The organism is Bdellovibrionales bacterium (genome assembly GCA_016714165.1).
Lineage (GTDB): Bacteria > Bdellovibrionota > Bdellovibrionia > Bdellovibrionales > UBA1609 > JADJVA01.
Genome location: JADJNU010000008.1, coordinates 1 through 17941 on the forward strand (window position 1 = coordinate 1; position 17941 = coordinate 17941).

The 17941-nt window shown below is 44.4% G+C and carries 16 protein-coding genes and 9 pseudogenes; 12 read left to right on the top strand and 13 right to left on the bottom strand.

Annotated features, from left to right (window positions below):
• The 4 genes and pseudogenes from IPJ71_18635 to IPJ71_18650 all read right to left on the bottom strand — a co-directional run.
• On the bottom strand, positions 1-200 hold a 200-nt coding region (locus IPJ71_18635), incomplete at its 3' end, for a hypothetical protein (GenBank protein MBK7845666.1).
• A gap of 94 nt (positions 201-294) precedes the next feature.
• The gene (locus tag IPJ71_18640; protein MBK7845667.1) at positions 295-609 is read right to left on the bottom strand and encodes a hypothetical protein; all 315 of its coding nucleotides are present in this window, start codon (positions 607-609) and stop codon (positions 295-297) included.
• 32 nt (positions 610-641) lie between these two features.
• A complete protein-coding gene (locus IPJ71_18645; GenBank protein MBK7845668.1) occupies positions 642-1016 on the bottom strand; it encodes a hypothetical protein in 375 nt (124 codons plus the stop codon).
• A pseudogene (locus tag IPJ71_18650) lies at positions 1013-1231 on the bottom strand (hypothetical protein). Before IPJ71_18650 ends, IPJ71_18645 begins: the two are co-directional and overlap by 4 nt.
• A gap of 762 nt (positions 1232-1993) precedes the next feature.
• Between IPJ71_18650 and IPJ71_18655 the strand changes: the two are divergent.
• From IPJ71_18655 to IPJ71_18700, 10 genes and pseudogenes are all read left to right on the top strand, one after another.
• Positions 1994-2366: pseudogene (locus IPJ71_18655) on the top strand (NADH-quinone oxidoreductase subunit A).
• Positions 2363-3526, top strand: a pseudogene (locus IPJ71_18660) (NADH-quinone oxidoreductase subunit H). The pseudogenes IPJ71_18655 and IPJ71_18660 overlap by 4 nt, the downstream one beginning before the upstream one ends.
• Entirely contained in the window at positions 3442-3702 is a 261-nt protein-coding gene (locus IPJ71_18665) for a hypothetical protein (GenBank protein ID MBK7845669.1), read from the top strand. The pseudogene IPJ71_18660 and the gene IPJ71_18665 overlap by 85 nt, the downstream one beginning before the upstream one ends.
• The gene (locus tag IPJ71_18670) at positions 3699-4070 is read left to right on the top strand and encodes an NADH-quinone oxidoreductase subunit J (protein ID MBK7845670.1); all 372 of its coding nucleotides are present in this window, start codon (positions 3699-3701) and stop codon (positions 4068-4070) included. The genes IPJ71_18665 and IPJ71_18670 overlap by 4 nt, the downstream gene beginning before the upstream one ends.
• Positions 4049-4374 (top strand): annotated as a pseudogene (gene nuoK / locus IPJ71_18675) (NADH-quinone oxidoreductase subunit NuoK). Before IPJ71_18670 ends, nuoK begins: the two are co-directional and overlap by 22 nt.
• A gap of 10 nt (positions 4375-4384) precedes the next feature.
• Positions 4385-6309 (top strand): annotated as a pseudogene (gene nuoL / locus IPJ71_18680) (NADH-quinone oxidoreductase subunit L).
• Positions 6310-6317: 8 nt separating this feature from the next.
• Positions 6318-7877: pseudogene (locus IPJ71_18685) on the top strand (NADH-quinone oxidoreductase subunit M).
• A gap of 16 nt (positions 7878-7893) precedes the next feature.
• Complete coding sequence (locus IPJ71_18690) at positions 7894-8385, top strand: hypothetical protein (protein MBK7845671.1); 492 nt, start codon at positions 7894-7896, stop codon at positions 8383-8385.
• Positions 8369-8905, top strand: a pseudogene (locus tag IPJ71_18695) (NADH-quinone oxidoreductase subunit N). Before IPJ71_18690 ends, IPJ71_18695 begins: the two are co-directional and overlap by 17 nt.
• A complete protein-coding gene (locus IPJ71_18700; protein MBK7845672.1) occupies positions 8889-9221 on the top strand; it encodes a hypothetical protein in 333 nt (110 codons plus the stop codon). Before IPJ71_18695 ends, IPJ71_18700 begins: the two are co-directional and overlap by 17 nt.
• 389 nt (positions 9222-9610) lie before the next feature.
• Here IPJ71_18700 and IPJ71_18705 read toward each other — a convergent pair.
• Positions 9611-10824 (bottom strand): annotated as a pseudogene (locus tag IPJ71_18705) (patatin-like phospholipase family protein).
• A 322-nt stretch (positions 10825-11146) separates the two neighbouring features.
• Here IPJ71_18705 and IPJ71_18710 point away from each other — a divergent pair.
• A complete protein-coding gene (locus IPJ71_18710; GenBank protein MBK7845673.1) occupies positions 11147-11290 on the top strand; it encodes a hypothetical protein in 144 nt (47 codons plus the stop codon).
• A gap of 102 nt (positions 11291-11392) precedes the next feature.
• Positions 11393-11668, top strand: coding sequence for a hypothetical protein (locus IPJ71_18715; GenBank protein ID MBK7845674.1), 276 nt, complete (start codon positions 11393-11395; stop codon positions 11666-11668).
• Positions 11669-11695: 27 nt separating this feature from the next.
• Here the strand turns inward: IPJ71_18715 and IPJ71_18720 are convergent, their stop codons facing one another.
• The 8 genes and pseudogenes from IPJ71_18720 to IPJ71_18755 form a co-directional block, all read right to left on the bottom strand.
• Positions 11696-12271 carry a hypothetical protein gene (locus tag IPJ71_18720; GenBank protein ID MBK7845675.1) on the bottom strand — a complete coding sequence of 192 codons (576 nt, stop codon included), beginning with the start codon at positions 12269-12271 and terminating at the stop codon, positions 11696-11698.
• Positions 12272-12284: 13 nt separating this feature from the next.
• On the bottom strand, positions 12285-12776 hold the full coding sequence (locus IPJ71_18725) for a hypothetical protein (protein ID MBK7845676.1): 492 nt from the start codon (positions 12774-12776) through the stop codon (positions 12285-12287).
• Entirely contained in the window at positions 12755-13189 is a 435-nt protein-coding gene (locus IPJ71_18730) for a hypothetical protein (protein ID MBK7845677.1), read from the bottom strand. The genes IPJ71_18725 and IPJ71_18730 overlap by 22 nt, the downstream gene beginning before the upstream one ends.
• A 247-nt stretch (positions 13190-13436) precedes the next feature.
• Positions 13437-15828, bottom strand: a pseudogene (lon, locus tag IPJ71_18735) (endopeptidase La).
• Positions 15829-16116: 288 nt separating this feature from the next.
• Complete coding sequence (locus IPJ71_18740) at positions 16117-16275, bottom strand: hypothetical protein (protein ID MBK7845678.1); 159 nt, start codon at positions 16273-16275, stop codon at positions 16117-16119.
• A gap of 162 nt (positions 16276-16437) precedes the next feature.
• Entirely contained in the window at positions 16438-16623 is a 186-nt protein-coding gene (locus IPJ71_18745; GenBank protein ID MBK7845679.1) for a hypothetical protein, read from the bottom strand.
• A gap of 89 nt (positions 16624-16712) precedes the next feature.
• Positions 16713-17168 carry an ABC transporter substrate-binding protein gene (locus IPJ71_18750; protein MBK7845680.1) on the bottom strand — a complete coding sequence of 152 codons (456 nt, stop codon included), beginning with the start codon at positions 17166-17168 and terminating at the stop codon, positions 16713-16715.
• Between the two features lie 337 nt (positions 17169-17505).
• The coding region (locus IPJ71_18755; protein ID MBK7845681.1) for a hypothetical protein at positions 17506-17941 on the bottom strand (436 nt) is incomplete at its 5' end.

Sequence of the window (17941 nt, forward strand, 5' to 3'; positions counted from 1 at the left end):
CTTATCGATAAAAAGAGGATTGGTGGGACCCGAATATTTTTGAATTTGCCCAATTCGATAGATAGGCAAATAGAGACTATCTTTGTCCTTATATCGCAGTGAATCATCTCGGTCGGAACCCCCTGGATGGGCATCGTTTTCAAGCCCTCGTAGATTCCAACTCCATGGAGTTTGAGAACAATGAAGTCGCCTGGCTTCATGTTCCAAACGTGATGGCATTGGTCCGTTGAGGAGGGTACCTTCCCTTTCGATGTTCTCTTTTCCGAGTTTTGATCCCCAAAAAATCAGAGTCTTTCAAAAAATCAGTTTGTCCGGATTGGATTTAGTCGTTTTAGGACAAGGCCCTACAAGAAGATGAATCAGGCGTCGGTTTTGATTCTGGTCTGAACGAAGATCATCCCAAGAGGCCTTGCGTTCTTCGATAATATGAGAATCAAAACTGCACTTTTCGAGAAAAACTTTCAGCCGACTTGCATTTGAATGAGAATGGGTACAGATGAAAATGACAAAACCCTCATCTCTTAAATGAGAGACTTTATCTTTGACGTATGAGGTCTGTTCATTGGGCTTGCTCATTAGCGCAACGGCCTGCTGTCGAAACTCAACCATGTCTGGAGCAGGGTATTCAATAATATCTTGGGCTAAATTGCTTTCAGGATGATTTTGATCTTCATTTTCAAAGTTGATGCGAGAGAATTCAATCTCAATCTGGCCTCGGGCCAATTCAAGGTTTCCAATCTCGAGTAGAGATCTTCAGGATTTGGACGCAATGCCATGTCAGGGGAGTTTTTAAATCCGGATTTTAATGATTCCCAATATATATCTTGGGACCGAGCAATCTCCAGCGGGTCAAGCGAGATAATTGTAAGAGGAGAGCAAAAATGATCAAGGGGAGTCTCGGCAAGAGGGTAAAATTGAGAGAGGAGAAACTCAATTCCGGGAAAATACTGCTGTTGGCTGAGCGAATACAAGATGGCATCAAGATCGGCTGAATCAACCATGCGTCCATCCGTCATATTTCGGAATCGACTGATTGTCTGCTGCAGATCATCCTCTGAATAAATGATTTCGTGAGGGGTAAAATAACAATTTCGCTGACCTCATCGCTCTGACTTCTCTGGGATTCCGGGTCAAAATTTCGGATTGATTCAATGTCATCGCCAAACAATTCGAGGCGAAAGGGCTGATCAGATGAAGGGAAAAGAGATCTACGATCCCCCCGCGCCTGGAATAGCCACCAACCTCATCAACAATGCTGCACGCATGGTATCCGAAGCCTTCCAATATTTTGAAAAAGTTGCTATCCAAGGTCTGACCTTTAGAAATTCTGAGGCTTGTCCGTGCAAGGAGGGAGAAAGGAAGCGTCTTTTGCAAGAGGCCGGCCATAGAGGCAATGAAGACTTGTCCAGGTTTTGCATTTTGGGCTTCAAAAAGCCAGCGCACTCTAGCCGCGGCAAGTCGCGGATTGGGATACAGGCCAGAATAGGGGTTCACATCAAAGCTGGGCAGTTCCATGATCTTACGGTTCGGGTCAAAGAAATTGAGGCATTCTGTGAGCGGCCGAAGCTCACTGTCCGAGGGAACGAGCAAGAGGCGAGCTCTTCGCCCATCCCAAGGGATGTCACTTGTTGCGAGAGCTGAGGCGAGCGAATAGGAAGAAGTTCCGATCACCTTTACTTTGTTGTCTGGAAACCTCAAAAGTCGGTCAGAAATTAGCTTTGTGAGTTTTAGATCTAAGGAGCTCGAATTGGTGAGCATTGAGTCCTTTGCAGTTCCTTTACTATCCATATTTCCTTCCGTGATCCAAGGGCCCCCTAAGGCTATACTCCACTATTGCGCCATGCTCCATCATCTCTTGCGCAATGGGTTTTGAGAATTTTTCCTACGAACGATATCTTCTTGATTCCATTCAATTTTCTTGGACTCTTTTGGCGCAGTCTGTATATATAAAGACACATCCTCTTTTGTCACTTCATTGACTCGGGGAAATTAAATGTCACCGTTGGTTTCGGTTTTATTTTTAGGTGTTTTTGTTGCGCTTTTTGGTGCTGCCTGGTCATGGTCTCCCTCTCTTCTCGGACCGCGTTCTATTCAATCTGCGATGAAGAAGCGACCTTACGAGTGTGGTTTAGAAGGGGATATAAGGGAAGACACAAAAATTCCAGTCAAATATTATCTTACAGCGATTTTGTTCATTTTATTCGATATTGAGATTATTTTTATGTATCCGTGGGCCGTAGCTTATGGTGATTTCATTTCCTCTGGACATGGGATTTACATTTTTATTGCGGTGGCCATATTTTTTGGCCATTTTCATTTTCGGACTGGTTTGGGAGATTAGATCTAAGGCTTTGGAGTGGGAATAAGTATGGGTCACGATGTATTTGAGATCTATTAATATTATCAAAATTCTTTTTATCTTTCTTATGATGGTTCAACTTGTGCCTGTGTTGGTGTGGATAGAGCGGCGTGGCTCCGCCTTTATCCAAAATCGATTTGGACCAAATCGAGTTGGACCATTGGGATTGACACAGCTCCTTGCTGACGCTGTGAAGTTTCTCTTTAAGGAAGAATTCGTTCCAGATAAAACAAGTCCCTGGTTGTTTTACGCTGCCCCCATATTGGCACTGATCCCGGGGGCTCTGGCCTTCAGTTCGATACCTCTTTCAACACCTTTTCAAATTGAAGCATTTGAGTATTTTGGTAAAACCTGGGGACCTTATACTTTCTTATTTCAGGGCTTTGAAATTGGAATAGGTATTGTTTTTGTGCTTGGGATTTCTTCATTGGGCAGTTATTCATTGCTTTTTGGCGGTGTTGGAGCTCAAACAGCAAATATTCTCTCTTTGGAGCCCTTCGTGCGACTGCTCAGATGATTAGTTATGAACTGGCGCTTGGGTTGTCCCTTGTGGGAAGTCTTTTAATATACAATACCTTTTCCTTTTCTGAAATGGTTCTCGCTCAGCAGGGGCCTTTGACTTTTTCTGCGTTTGGAGAGCGCATTGTTTTTCATACCTGCCCAATTGGGGAATATTTTTCAACCATTGGGAGCTCTCATTTTTTTTGCTGCCATGTTTGCTGAAACGAACCGACTTCCATTTGATCTTCCCGAAGCGGAATCTGGAGTTAATTGCCGGATACCATACTGAGTATGGGGGCTAAAGATGCTCATGTTTTACATAGGTGAATATGGTCACATGTTGGTTGCATCTGCGATCATGGTGACCTTTTTTTAGGTGGCTATAATCTTCCCCTGGTAGAACCGAAGCAGATTCAAGATGTGCTGATTGAATTTGGGTCGTCTGCGACCCTGTCCAGTCTGTTAACGACGTTTATTCTTCATGTGGTATTTCTTGTCAAAGTTTTGTTTTTTCTTTGGGTTTTCATTTGGGTTCGATGGTCATTGCCGAGATTTAGATACGATCAATTAATGGATTTGGGATGGAAGACAATGCTTCCGTGGGCTTTGGCCAATACGATTCTGACGGCTGTGGTCGTATTAATTTTGCGAACGAAGTGGGTGTAAATATGGAGAACAGCATACTGTTTTATATATTGTCTGGGCTCATTGTACTGAGCGCATTTCTGATGGTGGTCGTGGTTAATCCGATCTACTCTTCTCTGTTTCTCGTTATGGCGATGGTTGCTATTTCTGGAATTTTTATCTTTTGGAGGCCTATTTCATTGCTGGAGTGCAATTGATTGTGTACGCCGGAGCAGTGATGGTCCTTTTTGTGATGGTTCTGATGCTATTTGATTTAAAAAGGGAAATGATGGCTTTCTCGCGAGGAATTTTCTCTGGTTTTTTAAAACTCACAAGCGCCGGAGCCATATTGGGTTTGGTATTTGGGGCGGCGGAGCGCTCTACCGAGATGATGAAAGCTCCCTCGGTGTCTTCTTCGGTGGCAGCCTCAGGCTATTCATCAGAAATGAAGCAACTGACTCAAATACTGTTTTCGGAGTATCTGTTAGAATTTGAGATTCTTGGGGTGCTGCTGCTTCTGATAGCGGTAGGAGTAGTGGCAGTATCACGAGCAAGGGGGAACTCATGCACGCACTTGAGGCATTAAAATACGTTGGATTGAATCACTATTTAGCTTTGTCTGGCTTCGTTTTCACCATGGGTATGATTGCCGTTTTGATGAGAAGAAACCTTATTGTAATATTGATGGGAGTGGAATTGATGTTGAACGGGTGAACATCGCTTTTGTGGCTTTTGGCCATCATATGGGTGATATTCACGGTCAATTGATGGTTTTTTTGTTATGACAGTGGCCCGCAGCAGAGGCTGGAGTTGGTCTGGCGCTTGCGGTGACGGTTTTTAAGCAATTCAAAAAAGTGGACATTAAGACGTTTGAACAACTGAAAGGTTAGGGCCGAAAAAATGGTAATTCAGCTATTGTTTGCAATACTATTGGCAGCGCCCCTGATTGGTTTTCTGTTTAATGGCTTGAGGTTTAAAAATTCAAATTATGTATTAGCTGGTTCTGTTGCCAGTGGCGCAGCAATTATTTCATTCATTTGTTCGGCTCTACTCGTTTTTCTCTTGATACAAATGCCGGCTGGGGAGGGGCGATTTCTGAGAGTCCATTTTTTTGAATGGATGGCTGTTGGCGAGTTCAAAGCCAATGCAGCTTTTCTGGTGGATCAGATCAGTGCGATCATGATTTTGGTCATAACGGGAGTAGGCTCGCTCATTCATATCTTTAGCGTGGGCTATATGTCTCACGATGAAAGGCCATCCAAGTACTTTGCTTATCTGAACTTGTTTCTTTTCAATATGTTACTTTTGGTGCTCGGCGATAACCTGATTGTCATGTTCGTTGGATGGGAGGTTGGCCTTTGTTCATATCTTCTGATTGGTTTTTGGTTTACGGACAAAGAAAAATCTGCGGCCGGTATGAAGGCCTTTATTACAAATCGAATTGGAGACGCCGGATTTTTATTGGGAATATTTCTTCTCTTTGCAACTTTTGGTTCAGTTGAATTTTCTCAATTGAGTCACCTATTGCCGGCCACCGCCGAAACTGGCTGGTCTGGGCCAATCACGCTTGCTTGCTTGTTTCTTTTCATTGGTGCCACAGGAAGTCAGCTCAAATACCACTTTATGTTTGGCTTCCTGATGCTATGGCTGGTCCCACGCCTGTTTCAGCACTGATTCATGCTGCCACAATGGTAACTGCCGGCGTGTACATGATGGTGAGGTTAAGTGCGGTGTTTGTCCTGGCTCCTCAGGCCATGATGGTTGTGGCTATTGTTGGTGCGATGACAGCCTTATTGGCTGCGACAATTGGAATGACTCAATGGGATATTAAAAAAGTTTTAGCTTATTCGACGGTTTCTCAGTTGGGATACATGGTTTTAGCTGTAGGCGTAGGGGCCTTCATGCCGGCGATGTTTCACCTGATGACACATGCTTTTTTAAGGCCCTGATGTTTTTGGGTTCGGGTAGTGTCATACATGCTATGCATCACGAGCAGGATATTCGGAAAATGGGGGGCCTTAAGCGTTATATGCCAATTACCTATTGGACCTTTATGATCGGGTGGGTCGCCATTATAGGACTGCCTCCCTTTGCTGGCTTTTTAGTAAGGATGAGATTCTTTGGCATGCATTCAACCTTCCAAAGTAGGTCCTCTTTTCTGGATTATGGGGCCTTAACTGCAGCCGCGACGGCATTCTACATGACGAGATTGATGGCATTTGTTTTTTGGGGAAAGCCTCGGTTTTCATCTGAAAGTCATCCCCACGAATCTCCTTTTTCTATGACATTTCCATTGATTGTCTTGGCTATCTTATCAGTAGTAGGCGGATGGATCGGAATTCCCCACGTAATATCAGCCATTTTGCCAGGGCATCCGAGTCATTTGCTTTCAGAATGGCTCGAGCCTGTATTAGCTAAGTTACCTGGCGAAGCGCACGGAAGTGCAATCTTAGAGTGGTCTTTAATGGGAGTTTCAGTGGGTATTGCTGGGTTTGGCCGCGTGGTTTTCATATGATACCTATATTTTGAATCCTGATCGAACTGCGATAATTACGAGAAAGATTGGCCCTATTTATAAACTTGTCGAAGGTAAATACTGGATAGATGAGTTTTACTTTGGGAAATTAATCAATCCGCTCGTGAATTTGAGTAAGGGTCTTTGGGTTTATATTGATGTCAGATTTATTGATCAGATAACCTATTGGGTTTCTGATTTTATAAGTAGTGCTGGAAGGGGGATCCGCTCCCTTCAAAATGGAAATCTCCAACAATATGCCCTTTTTATTGCGATAGGACTGATCTCGTTGATGATTTATTCCCTTTGAGGTGATTCATGTTTTTGACGACTTTAATTTTGCTTCCTCTGTTGATGGCTGGTGTACTTTGGTTTACTCCAAGTGAAAAGATGTTGAGGCCTTTGGCCCTGAGCTTTGCGGCGGTTGAATTTGTTCTGAGTCTCATTCTTTTTTTTAAATTTGATCCCAGTCACTCTGGGCTGCAGTTGGTTGAGCAGTATCCTTGGATTCCTTCTGCGGGGGTGTCCTATTTTCTTGGTATAGATGGAATTTCTTTTTGGCTGATTCTCCTTACAACTTTTCTCACTCCTTTGACAATTTGGGCAGTTGGACGGCGATTGAAAAAAAAGCATCGTGGCTTTTTTGTGGCTATGCTTGTGCTTGAAACAACGATGCTCGGAACCTTTGTGGCGATGGACGCCATCCTGTTCTATACCTTTTTTGAGCTGTCACTTGTGCCAATGTATTTTATGATCGGAATTTGGGGAGGGCAGAGACGCATTTATGCGACCCTTAAGTTTTTTATCTACACGATGGTCGGGTCTCTATTCATGCTTCTAGGAATAATTGCAATGATGTTTTATGCCCAAGACCAACTCGGGGTGATATCGGCAAGTCTCCTTGATTTTTACAAATTAAAAATACCATTTGTGGCTGGGGAGATTTTATCAACACAAACCTTGCTCTTTTTCGCGTTCTCTCTTGCGTTTGCGATAAAGATTCCTCTTTTCCTTTCCACACCTGGTTGCCCGATGCACACGTGGAGGCACCAACTCCTGGATCTGTGATTCTTGCCGGTGTGATGTTAAAGATGGGAACTTACGGCCTGTTGCGTTTTTCGATTCCCATGTTTCCTCAAGCCTCAGAATACTATTCGTGGGTTTTTCTTTTGGTTGGAGCGGTTGGAATTGTTTATGGTGCTTTGGTGGCAATGGTTCAGCCCGATGTGAAGAAATTGGTCGCTTATTCTTCGGTTTCTCACATGGGATATATTGTATTGGGTCTTTTTTCCTTTAACGTATACGGCGTTAATGGTGGTCTGTATCAAATGCTGAATCATGGAATTAGCACAAGGGCCTTGTTTTTACTTGTGGGAATGATTTATGAGAGGACCCATAGTCGTGAAATCTCGAAGTATGGGGGATTGGCGTCGGCCGCGCCGATTTTTACCATTGTTTTTTCATTGTAACTCTCTCGAGCATCGCAGTGCCGATGACAAACGGGTTTGTGGGGAGTTCTACATTTGTGAGGGGCCTACTTGGGCGCTCGCCCATACGCTTATGTTGCTGTAGCTGGAGTTGTTCTTGGGGCAGCCTATATGCTTTGGATGGTTGGCGTATTTTTATGGCGAAAAGGGAGCTTTGGTTGTTGAGCATGAAAGCATGGCTTGGACCTCAGTTCTCGAGAGATTTTGGTGATGGCACCTTTAATTTTTCTGATTTTTTGATGGGGTTGTTCCGGGACATTTTCTTCGGTGGTCGAATGCGAGTATTGATCATATTGTGTCCAATCGTACGAGTTATGAACTCAGTATTTCAGGTAGGGAGAGCTTGCGGGAATCTGTTACGCGTTATTTAACGAACGGATTAAGTAAATAGACTTGGGAGTCTTTTCATGTCGGTAAATTTTCAGTTGGTTGATTTGTTACTGGTTAGCCCAAGCGATTGCACTTTTATTGCGAGTCTCATTCCTTTGAGCGTCAAGGCTTTTGGTAGAGGGCGAACGCCAAAATCGATGTCATCGGTATTGTACGGGCTGATTGGGCTAACAATTGCGGGTGGGTTGACGATTTCAAATTATGGAATCAACCAAACGGCTTTTTCCAAGTCCCTGGTCTTTGATGGAATTGGTAGTTGGTCTGCCATTTTGATTATTATTGCAACCGCAATAACTTTGATTTTTGCCAAAGATAATTTAGCTACATCAACGCGACAGTTTGAGGAACTGGTATTTCTCATTTTGAATGCTGCGATGGGAATGTTGCTGGTCGCGTGGTCCAATGACTTAATTATGTTGTTTATAGGCATCGAGGTCATGTCCTTGTGCTTGTATTTGGCTATCGCATTGAGCTTAGAAGAGCGACTTCGGGAAAGAGGCCGCATTTAAATATTTCGTATTAGGAAGCTTTGCTTCTGCGATATTTCTTTATGGGTGTGCCTTCATTTATGGGACGGCCGGTGGGATCTATTTACTTGATCTATCTGGGATCGGGGCTGACCTGATTGGGACAAATCGACTTTTTATGTTTGGGATTGTGATGGTTCTGGTGGGACTTTCTTTCAAAGTTGCGATAGTCCCGTTTCATTTTTGGGCTCCTGATGTCTATCAGGGGTCTGCGACACCTGTTACAGGTTTTATGGCCGCCGGAGTGAAGGTTGCCATATTTGCTGCGTTCTTGCGCCTTGTTGGGACTCAAGTTCTTAACGGAGAGAGAACCGAGGACCTCATCGTGGGTATCCAATGGTTGGCGGTGCTTACGATGATCGCTGGAAATGTCACGGCGATCCTGCAAAGAAATCTGAAAAGGATGCTTGCTTATTCAAGTATTGCCCATTCTGGATATATCTTGGTTGGGGTACTAGCTGCAGGCATTGGGGAATTGGGGTATCTTGGCGCTTCAGCGTGATGTTTTATGTTTTTTTGGTTACATGATCATGACCTTGGGATCTTTTGGGATATTGAGTTTACTAGAAAAGAATGAAAATTCAGAAACAGTTGCAGATGATCTTAAAGGGCTTGGAACTCGCAGCCCCATTTTGGCCGCCTGCCTAACAGTATTTATGTTGAGCTTGGCAGGTCTTCCGCCGACCTTGGGATTTTTTGGGAAATTTTATATTTTTTCGGCAGCGATCAAGCAGGGCTTTTTTTGGGTATCGTTTTGGGGAGTTGTGAGTTCCGCAATCAGCGTCTACTATGACCTGCGCCCAGTTGATTACATGTAGATGTCGGAAGGAGGAGGCATTGAGGTCGATCACTTACGAATATTGGGCCGTTGGCTGGTGGGAGCAGGTGCTCTGACGACGATAGTCCTGGGGATTTTTTTCGAACCCCATTTTATGAAGAAATTCGAAGGCTGTTGCAGGCCTATTCTAAGAATTTGGCGCTCTCCTATCGCTCTATAACAGGCAGTTATCTCAGTTACAAAACTATTCGATTCGTAAATTATATTAATTTGAGATACCTTCTGAGTGGGTCAAATATGGGGGGTGTCTACGTGAAGCAGTCGAGAGTCTTTTTTTGGGTGTGGTCATATTGGCTCTTTTTTTTAGCAGTTTGATCTGATGATGGGTGGAGTCCGGTCCAAGGCTTCAGCTCAGCTCATTGCGTTGCTTTAGATGTTGTACTGTCTGAGAGTTGCCATTGCGGCCTTGAATCCAATTTTCACAATTTTGGATAGGATTTTGGGATTCAAACTGAAATGATCAAAAAAGAACATTTCGTAGTCGTGGGGACTAGGGTGAATATAAATATAGTCCACATTTGGTCTGTAGTTTGTGCGAGAAACCAAAATTTCCATTAATTTTTCGCGGTGTTCAGGGGGTATGTTGGCTTGTTTTAGATACCCATTTACAGCATTTATTAAGCCACGGATTTCCTGTTGGTGTTCAATATGCTTAGCAATTTTCTGTTGGACCACCTGATAGAGAGCTTGGTTAGCAATAATTGGCATTCCGTACTCGTGAAGAGAACCAATCTCTTCATTGAAATGGTAGGTTGGATTGAATAGGAAGAAATAACAAGGTCTGATCCATGATCAGCTGCAACATGAGTGCTCAGGGTGTCCCGAATTTCTCCGTCAAAGAAGTAGATTTCCTTACCTTCTGAATTAGTAATCCTGCACGGGCAAAAAAGGAGGGAGGCTGGCGGAGGCAGCGACGGCCTCACTAATATTGGAGTAAGAAGCGTACTTAATTGTCTTCTCTTTAACGGTCTTGTCATAGGCCCCAAACACAACCTTTCTTGAATGATTGAGTTGGGTGGCAATAATGAAGAGCTTCGGACGAAGCGAATGGAAATCATTGGAGAGCAAAACATCTTCCCGAAGATATTTCTCTATGTTGCCGGTCGTAAAAATCCCATTAACTTTAACACCTCTTTTGAGTAAAACTTCAATACCACCTGAAATAACAGGCTTTTTCGAAACAAGCTTGGGAGGATACGAGTGGCTCGCGGAGTTTTGATATTCAAAGCAAAAATATCGCGGTAGGTGAGAGGTCTTAAATATGAGCCAGTACTTTTGGCCTTCCAGATCGCTGAAGTTAGTCCGGCGCCTTGAGTAAAGGCATGGATGATCGCATCAACATCATAGCCAGCTGCTAACAGGGTACTGATCACCGATCCCGCACTAGATCCTACATAAGTTTGGAATCTAAGAGGAACAGATGGGTCAGGTTGATTCTTAGTCTCTTCCGAATTACGAAATCCACCCTCAAAGCTAAAGCCCTTCTCTTGCAATGCTAGACATACACCAATATGAAAGGCGGCGGCTTTGATCCCGCCTCCACTCAGTACCAATGAAGGATGCTTTTTTTCACTTAGGCGCATGAGGCTGATCTTATTAAATTTTTTTAACAAAGGAAATGAATTCTCAGCTTGATGGGAAGTTGGCCCGACCAAGCCCCCTTGAGTGAGCCATCTTGAATAAGAGTAAGTGAGAGAGTTGGATACTCATCTTGATCATATCCAGAGGGTAGTCATCAAAAGTGAGCAATTTCTAACAATTTTGGATAGTCTGAATAGTCACTGATGATATGGAACACACTAAAACCCCGAACGGACAAAGGGCCAGACATTGAGCTGAGTATTCAAACAAGGTGTCAATACAACAAAATTATGATAATTTTGAATAGTCAAAAGGGGGTGTCCTTTGATCGGGCCCGAATGGATCAGTTTAAACGACTACTCAAGCAAATACAAAGTCAGCGTCTCAACTCTGAGGCGGAGAATAAAAGAAGATGCCGCAGAGTATAATTTGGAAAATGGAAAATATTGGCTGAAGGACACTCCTTAATGATGCACCAATTTCATGCCAGGGTGATTTCCAGCGCTCCCCCCATCTGTCAGTAGAGATCCAATCGGGCCGGAGCCAATATCAGAGATAAAGGGCCGCCCCTTGATTCAGGATCTGCCACTGAATCAAGGGGTAGAGTCTGACCAAATAGCCCTTACTGTGCATTCTGTCCTTCAGGAAATAAAAAAGGCCTACGCCGTCATCCTTCAGGAGAAGGAAGAGCAAATTATTCTGCTCAAAGAGGAGGTCACTGATCTGAAAACCTTGGTTCGGGTCCTTGAGGAAAATAACGCGACTCTCTCCTTAAAGACTGAGAAAAGTAAAAAGACCGAAAATTCAGAGGCACTCGTTGATTGGGCCTTCTCGCTCGATAAATAAGCACAGAACTATCACACAAAAAGTGAATTAGAATTGAGGATGTTGGGCCTGTGCCGGCAACATTTTGTCCCAATCCGCCAGGACAAAATCGCCTCTATTCGTCACAACAACCAATCTCCTTGAATTCTGATTGACCCTCACTCCATACAATTCGCCTTCCATGCCCGGGACGAGAGTGCGATACGCGAGCTGGGGACTATCAATATCAGTCGCATCATAGACATCAACATAGTAGCTCGAAGACACCGCCACGAAGTAATCTTTGCCGTCAATATGAGCATATGCCGTGGAGCGATACCCGCTTGGGTTGTCGATTCGCTTGGTTACACGCAAATCAGGAGAGGGGAGAGCGGAATACTTAAAAAAGCCTGAGACCCAACCGCCGAAGAATACTTTTGATTGGTCAGGAGAAATGGCAGCGGACCAGAGCCCACTGCTGCCGCCATTGTCCATTGGATAGGTACTTAATAAGAGTCCAGTTGAAAAATCATGAGAGAGAATTGGAGCCGCGTTGTCCCAGCCGCCACTCAACACAAAGTTCCCATCTACGACCACCCCGCCATTTCGAGATCCAGCCAAACCTGTATTCCATGTTGAAACCAAACTTGCAGCGCCCTCATTGAATTTTCAGTTTTGCAACTCCACCTGTCCTGACAATGGATATATCTGTGTCATTAAGTCCATTTGCTTCATTTATGCCAGCGACGATACGAGCTGATGTAACGGCTAAATCAATAACTCTTGTAAAATTCAATACAGATGGATTTGTTCCCAAGTTCCAGACCTCAGCGCGATTACCTGCATTGCTTGTCACGATCAATCGCCTATTGGACGCAAATAGTTTTACACCCAAACAGGTATTTCCGGTCGAAGAGGGAGTGGTGGCAGACCCGATAGTTTTCACGACGACTGGAGCCAAAATGTTCGCAAAGTCCACAACCTGAAAGCAGGTGCCTGTAAAACGTGAGCCCAAATACGCGTAGTTAAGATCCCAATCAACATCAATATCAACATATGAATTAGTTGAATTGGATACCAGTTTTGTTGAACTAAGAACAAAATCGTCATCAGTCACTGAAAGTGCAATCACAACTGATCCAATATCCAAGCGAGGCGTAGATGGATTTGAGAAATGGAGGGAGAACTGACGAGTTCCCTTCTGTAGGGCATCATTGGAGCCTTGTATGCTAAAGTACCCTGAAAGTTGATTTGCGGAAAGACAATTGTGCCTGAAGATGTCGGGAACTCAAGAGTTGCGGCCGTTCCATTTACATCTAATATGGACCATTCAAGTGAAGCCTCCGCAGCAAGAGGCGAAGATAAAATTAAAACGAAATTTGTATTTGACCCCTCTGCGATAGTGACTGAAGAGCTCCCACCCTCTAAGCTAACAGAAATCTTATTTGAATCCGACCCGATAATTCCCTGTATCGTGTTGTTAACTTTGCAACCAAAGAGCTTGAGAAACAGCACAGCAAGCAACAACATTGCCGTAGATCGGTAGCTTCGTCTCGATTTCATCAGATCATCCCCCTACGTACCGCAGACTTCCCAAGACTATATGATAACATGATCTTCGACCAATTGCCCTGAGCTTAAGGGAGAATTAGGCCTGATCAGCGTGAATCGATCTGTGGTGGAATTTATCGTTTTAGACCATTCATAATGAAACGAGGGCTCGGGCTTGGATCTAAAAAGCCAAGCCAATTCAATCGGCCATTGCGGAGTAGGATTTCCGAGCAACTTGATAAAGACCTTTCTCTGCGGATCAGGCAGCGGAAGGGTTTGCACCTAATTTCTGCTTTTTCGTGCTCTTTATGATGTCCTTCTTTTTCTTTGGCCTTTTATCAAAAGCTAAAGCAAAGACTTCATCCAGATTTTCTACGAAAATGAAATTCATTTTCTCTCTAAACTCTGAGGGAATATCTGACAAATCCTTTTTGTTTGCTAATGGCAAAATGACCTTGGTGATTCCGTGACTCAAAGCTGCGAGTGCCTTCTCTTTGATTCCGCCGACTGGCAAAACTCGGCCCGATAGAGTTATTTCACCAGTCAGTGCAATGTCGCTTCGTACGGGTGTCTCAGTCATTAAGCTAGTCAAGCAAGTAGCCACCGTACCTCCTGCCGAAGGGCCGTCTTTGGGGATTGCGCCGGCCGGAAGGTGAACATGAGCATCGTTCTTGTCAAACCAGTCTTCGTCAATTCCCAATTCAGCTGAATGAGATTTTGCATATGACATAGCTGCAGAAGCAGATTCCTTCATTACGTCTCCGAGCTGACCCGTTAGGACAAGTGCGCCTTTTCCCTTCATTTTAAGAGCTTCAACATAAAGGATCTCACCCCCCGCTTGGGTCCAAGCGCGAGTCCCTGCATATTCCGATTTGATGCTCCTTCATCTTTCATCTCTGATAAATCTGGGCGGACCAAGAAGGTCTGAGACTCTCTCCGCGTCAACAATAACCTTGTCCTTATGGCCAGTCACAACAAGCTTAGCGACTTTTCGGCAAATTGAACCAATCTCTCTCTCCAGATTTCGCAGCCCTGCCTCACGTGTATAATGCGAAATAAGATATTTGATCCCATCATCAAGAAACTCGAGGTCATTTTGGTGATTCCATTTTGTTCTATTTGGCGATCAACAAGATGTTTTTTTGCGATAAGTACCTTGTCATTTTCAGTGTATCCAGAGATGTGAATGATTTCCATTCGATCCCGGAGAGCTGGAGGTACGTTCTCTAAAACGTTAGCTGTAGCAATAAAGAGAACGTTACTCAAATCGAAGTCAACGTTCAGATAATTGTCTCGAAAAGAGGCGTTCTGTTCGGGGTCAAGAACTTCCAACATTGCGGAGCTCGGGTCGCCTCGAAAATCTGACCCCAGTTTATCGATTTCATCGAGAACGATAACTGGATTGTTTGTCTTTACCTGTTTGAGTGCTTGCACAATTTTTCCTGGCATTGCACCCACATAAGTGCGTCGATGTCCGCGAATCTCAGCCTCGTCTTTAACTCCTCCAAGAGACAAACGGAAATACTCTCTGCCCATAGATCTCGCGATAGATTTACCTAGAGAGGTCTTGCCAACCCCAGGGGGCCAGCAAAGCAAAGGATAGGTCCCTTTAGATCTTTAACTTTGAGCTTTCTAACAGAAAGAAATTCAAGAATTCGATCCTTAACTTTATGTAGGTCATAGTGGTCATCGTTGAGAATTTTTTGAGCTCTCTCAATGTCCAAATTATCCACAGTCGCTTTATTCCAGGGCAAGTCCACCATCCAGTCGAGGTAAGTTCTCACCATCGAGGCTTCGCTCGCGTCTGGATGCATGCGTTCCAGTCGACCAAGCTGTTTCAGGGCCTCATTCAGAACTTCCTCCGGCATTCCCGCATTTCCAACTCTTTCTCTGAGTTCGTCGATCTCTTCAGTTTTTGAATCGGTATCGCCAAGTTCATTCTTGATCGCTCTCATCTGTTCGCGCAAAAAGTACTCGCGCTGACTTTTCGACATCTCATCCTTAGCTGTATTACGAATGCGAGCTTGCATTTGTAGGACCTCTAATTCACTCGCCAAAATTTCATTCACAAGTTTCAAACGTACCTTCGGGTCGCCTGTTTCAAGAACGCTCTGCGCGTCTGAGACTTTGAGACCTAAATTTGAAGCAATGAGATCAGCTAAGCGACCCGGATCAGTGACGTCGTCCAACACCAATAGAATGTCGGGCGAAAGCATTCTGCCCAGGGCTATGATCTTTTCAAGATGCTCCTTTGAATTGCGAATCATGGCCTCATATTCAATCGCTGCACCAGCCTGTTGTGGATCGTCGATCTTCTCGACCTCAACTTCAAAACTAGGCTTTATTCGTCCCTTGGACACGCCCTGTATCAGGATCTTAACACGGCCGTCCGATAGTTTTCGCATTCTCATGATCATAGCAATAGTGCCCACTCGATAAATTGTATTTTCGGTGGGGTTCTCTTCTGTTATTTCCTTTTGGGAGGCCAAAAAGATAAGACGGTTTTTAGCTAGAGACTCTTCTACCGCCCTTATAGAGGACTCTCTTCCAACATACAGTGGGAGAATAATGTATGGGAAAACGACAATGTCACGCACAGGTAACATTGGCAGGGTTTTTGGTATGTCGATGACCTTATCGTCAAAATTCATATAGCCTCCGCAATTGGCGGAAATCAATAAATCTCCCTCTCTCTTCTCGGAGCGATAGAGGATCCCTTTAATGGCAAAAGGGGAGAAATGGTCCGGAAATGAAGAATTTTAACAGATCGCCTCAGCCCTTTTGCGGGCGGAAATTAGATCGATGATACCTTTGTACAGGTGCTTTGAAATGTTGTCATTTTTTACCCATAAAAATACTCTAATTCAAATAAAAAATTTTGGACTTAGGTCGCAAAAAGTCCATTTCGAGAAGCCGCAAACAGCCTCCTAACAAACGGACTACTTTGTTCGCTTTTCTGACTGAGTGGGCGTGGCACTTCTCCACCCATTGATAACTCCCTTGTCAATGAAGAGAGGAAAGGTCGGGCGTTCAACTTCTCGGGATTTATTTGTGTAGAGCGTCCCCAGAACTCCCTTGAAGGCCTTCAATTGTCCCAAATGTTCCGTAAGCCCAATACGGGTGCGTTCACCGTCTTCAATAAGCTCTCTAAGAACTAGACCTGCATCATAACCCTGAACTTCAAATAGTCCGGGCTCATCGTGTGAAATGTCGAAACGAACTCCCGAAAAAATGAGATTCTCTAAAATGTGGATCGTGCGTCAGAGGCCATCGAAAAAAATCGCCCCCTCAGCGAATTTCTCACCCTTTTCAGCCAGTTCAGGTGTATTCCAAAGATTGGTTCCAAGCAATTTTATCCCCTTTACTTCCTGATACGCGAGCATTGGGGCAATCTGACTGACGGATCGAACTCCGTCTGGAATAAACAAGGCCTCGAAATCAATCAAAGGTTGCAGAACCTCTTCAGGAGGAGAGATGCGTCCACCAACAGAACCAATCTTTTTATGCCACTCTTTTAATCTGTGCTTATATTCTTCTAAACGATCCTCAATATAAAGGTCCCCACGAGGCGCTGTATGGGTGCGCTAAAGTCTGTTTGATTTGGTTCGTAAGTCTGGGCACCCGAAATGGTCCCGCCCCTCGCTAAGACTTCGTCCCAGAATAAATTAGCATATTCGACACCGTAAGCGTCATTCGGATACATTATCGCAAAACGGGTTATTCCCAAATCATTCATCGCAACATTCACTAACTGGCGAACTTGCATCTCGCCAGTGAGCGTTTCGAACACGGTAGGTCCAATCTCTGTGATCCCAGACTTTGAAGAGAGAGCAATGCTTGGAACACCCAGCTCATCAGATTTTGAGGCCACGGCGACGGCTGTTTTGCTGAGAAGGCTTCCAATCAATGCGATGACATGGTCTTCCGTCACGAGTCGTTCGACAGATCTTCTCGCGATATCAGGATTGCCTTCACTATCGAGGACAGCCAACTTAATCTTTGAAGGATTGGATCCATAAGTTCCCAGACCGACTGTAATGCCCCTTAATGTTTTATAAGCGTAGGGGTAGAGGCCTTGCCCGAAAGGGGTAAGACGGCCCTTACCGTGAAGGGATCAACTTTTACGTCGGGCCTCAATTTTGTTTGAGAAGATTGAGGCCTTTTCTGGAAAATATCGCTTTCTGGAGCAGGTTCCACCGCCTCGACGAGGAAAATCTAGGATCTTGAAAATCCCTTTGCTCAAAAGAGCAATTACCGATTCTCAAATACAGCAATATCCGACGACGAAGCTAAAATTCTTGTCCCCGGCGACAATTTCCAAATCAGGATCACTCCAAATGAGATTCCACAAAATCCAAGGCCCGATTTCTGTGTACTTCTCTCATCTTGAGATCGGTATCGTTTTCAGCGAGAAAGATCAATGTTCTCAAGGCATCGATTCGATCCCCAACTTCGCTCAATACCTGAAACCTCAATCGGTAGATGTCCAGGCGAGCAGAATCCGAAAGCCCCTGCACAGCCAGACATTTATTGGTTAGGCTAAGTACTTCATCATACCTGCCAAGTTTTGCTAAGGCACGGCCCCCAATAGAGCATCTGTTTCCGCGGGCTAAATTAATACCGTGACTGTTGACGACAGAAATATAGGATTCATAGGCGCTCCGATAGTCACGACGATCCATGTAGATCTGCCCCATAAGAATATAGGCGTCGTCAGCCAGGTCAGATTCGGGGTGCTTTTGAACGATTCCCTTGAGTTTGGTT

Bases quoted from the DNA above. Each gene is read 5' to 3' on its own strand.
- IPJ71_18665 (MBK7845669.1), top strand. From the start codon at position 3,442: ATGGAAGACAATGCTTCCGTGGGCTTTGGCCAATACGATTCTGACGGC.
- IPJ71_18690 (MBK7845671.1), top strand. From the start codon at position 7,894: ATGTCGGTAAATTTTCAGTTGGTTGATTTGTTACTGGTTAGCCCAAGC.
- IPJ71_18730 (MBK7845677.1), bottom strand. From the start codon at position 13,189: ATGAAATCGAGACGAAGCTACCGATCTACGGCAATGTTGTTGCTTGCT.
- IPJ71_18640 (MBK7845667.1), bottom strand. From the start codon at position 609: ATGGTTGAGTTTCGACAGCAGGCCGTTGCGCTAATGAGCAAGCCCAAT.
- IPJ71_18645 (MBK7845668.1), bottom strand. From the start codon at position 1,016: ATGACGGATGGACGCATGGTTGATTCAGCCGATCTTGATGCCATCTTG.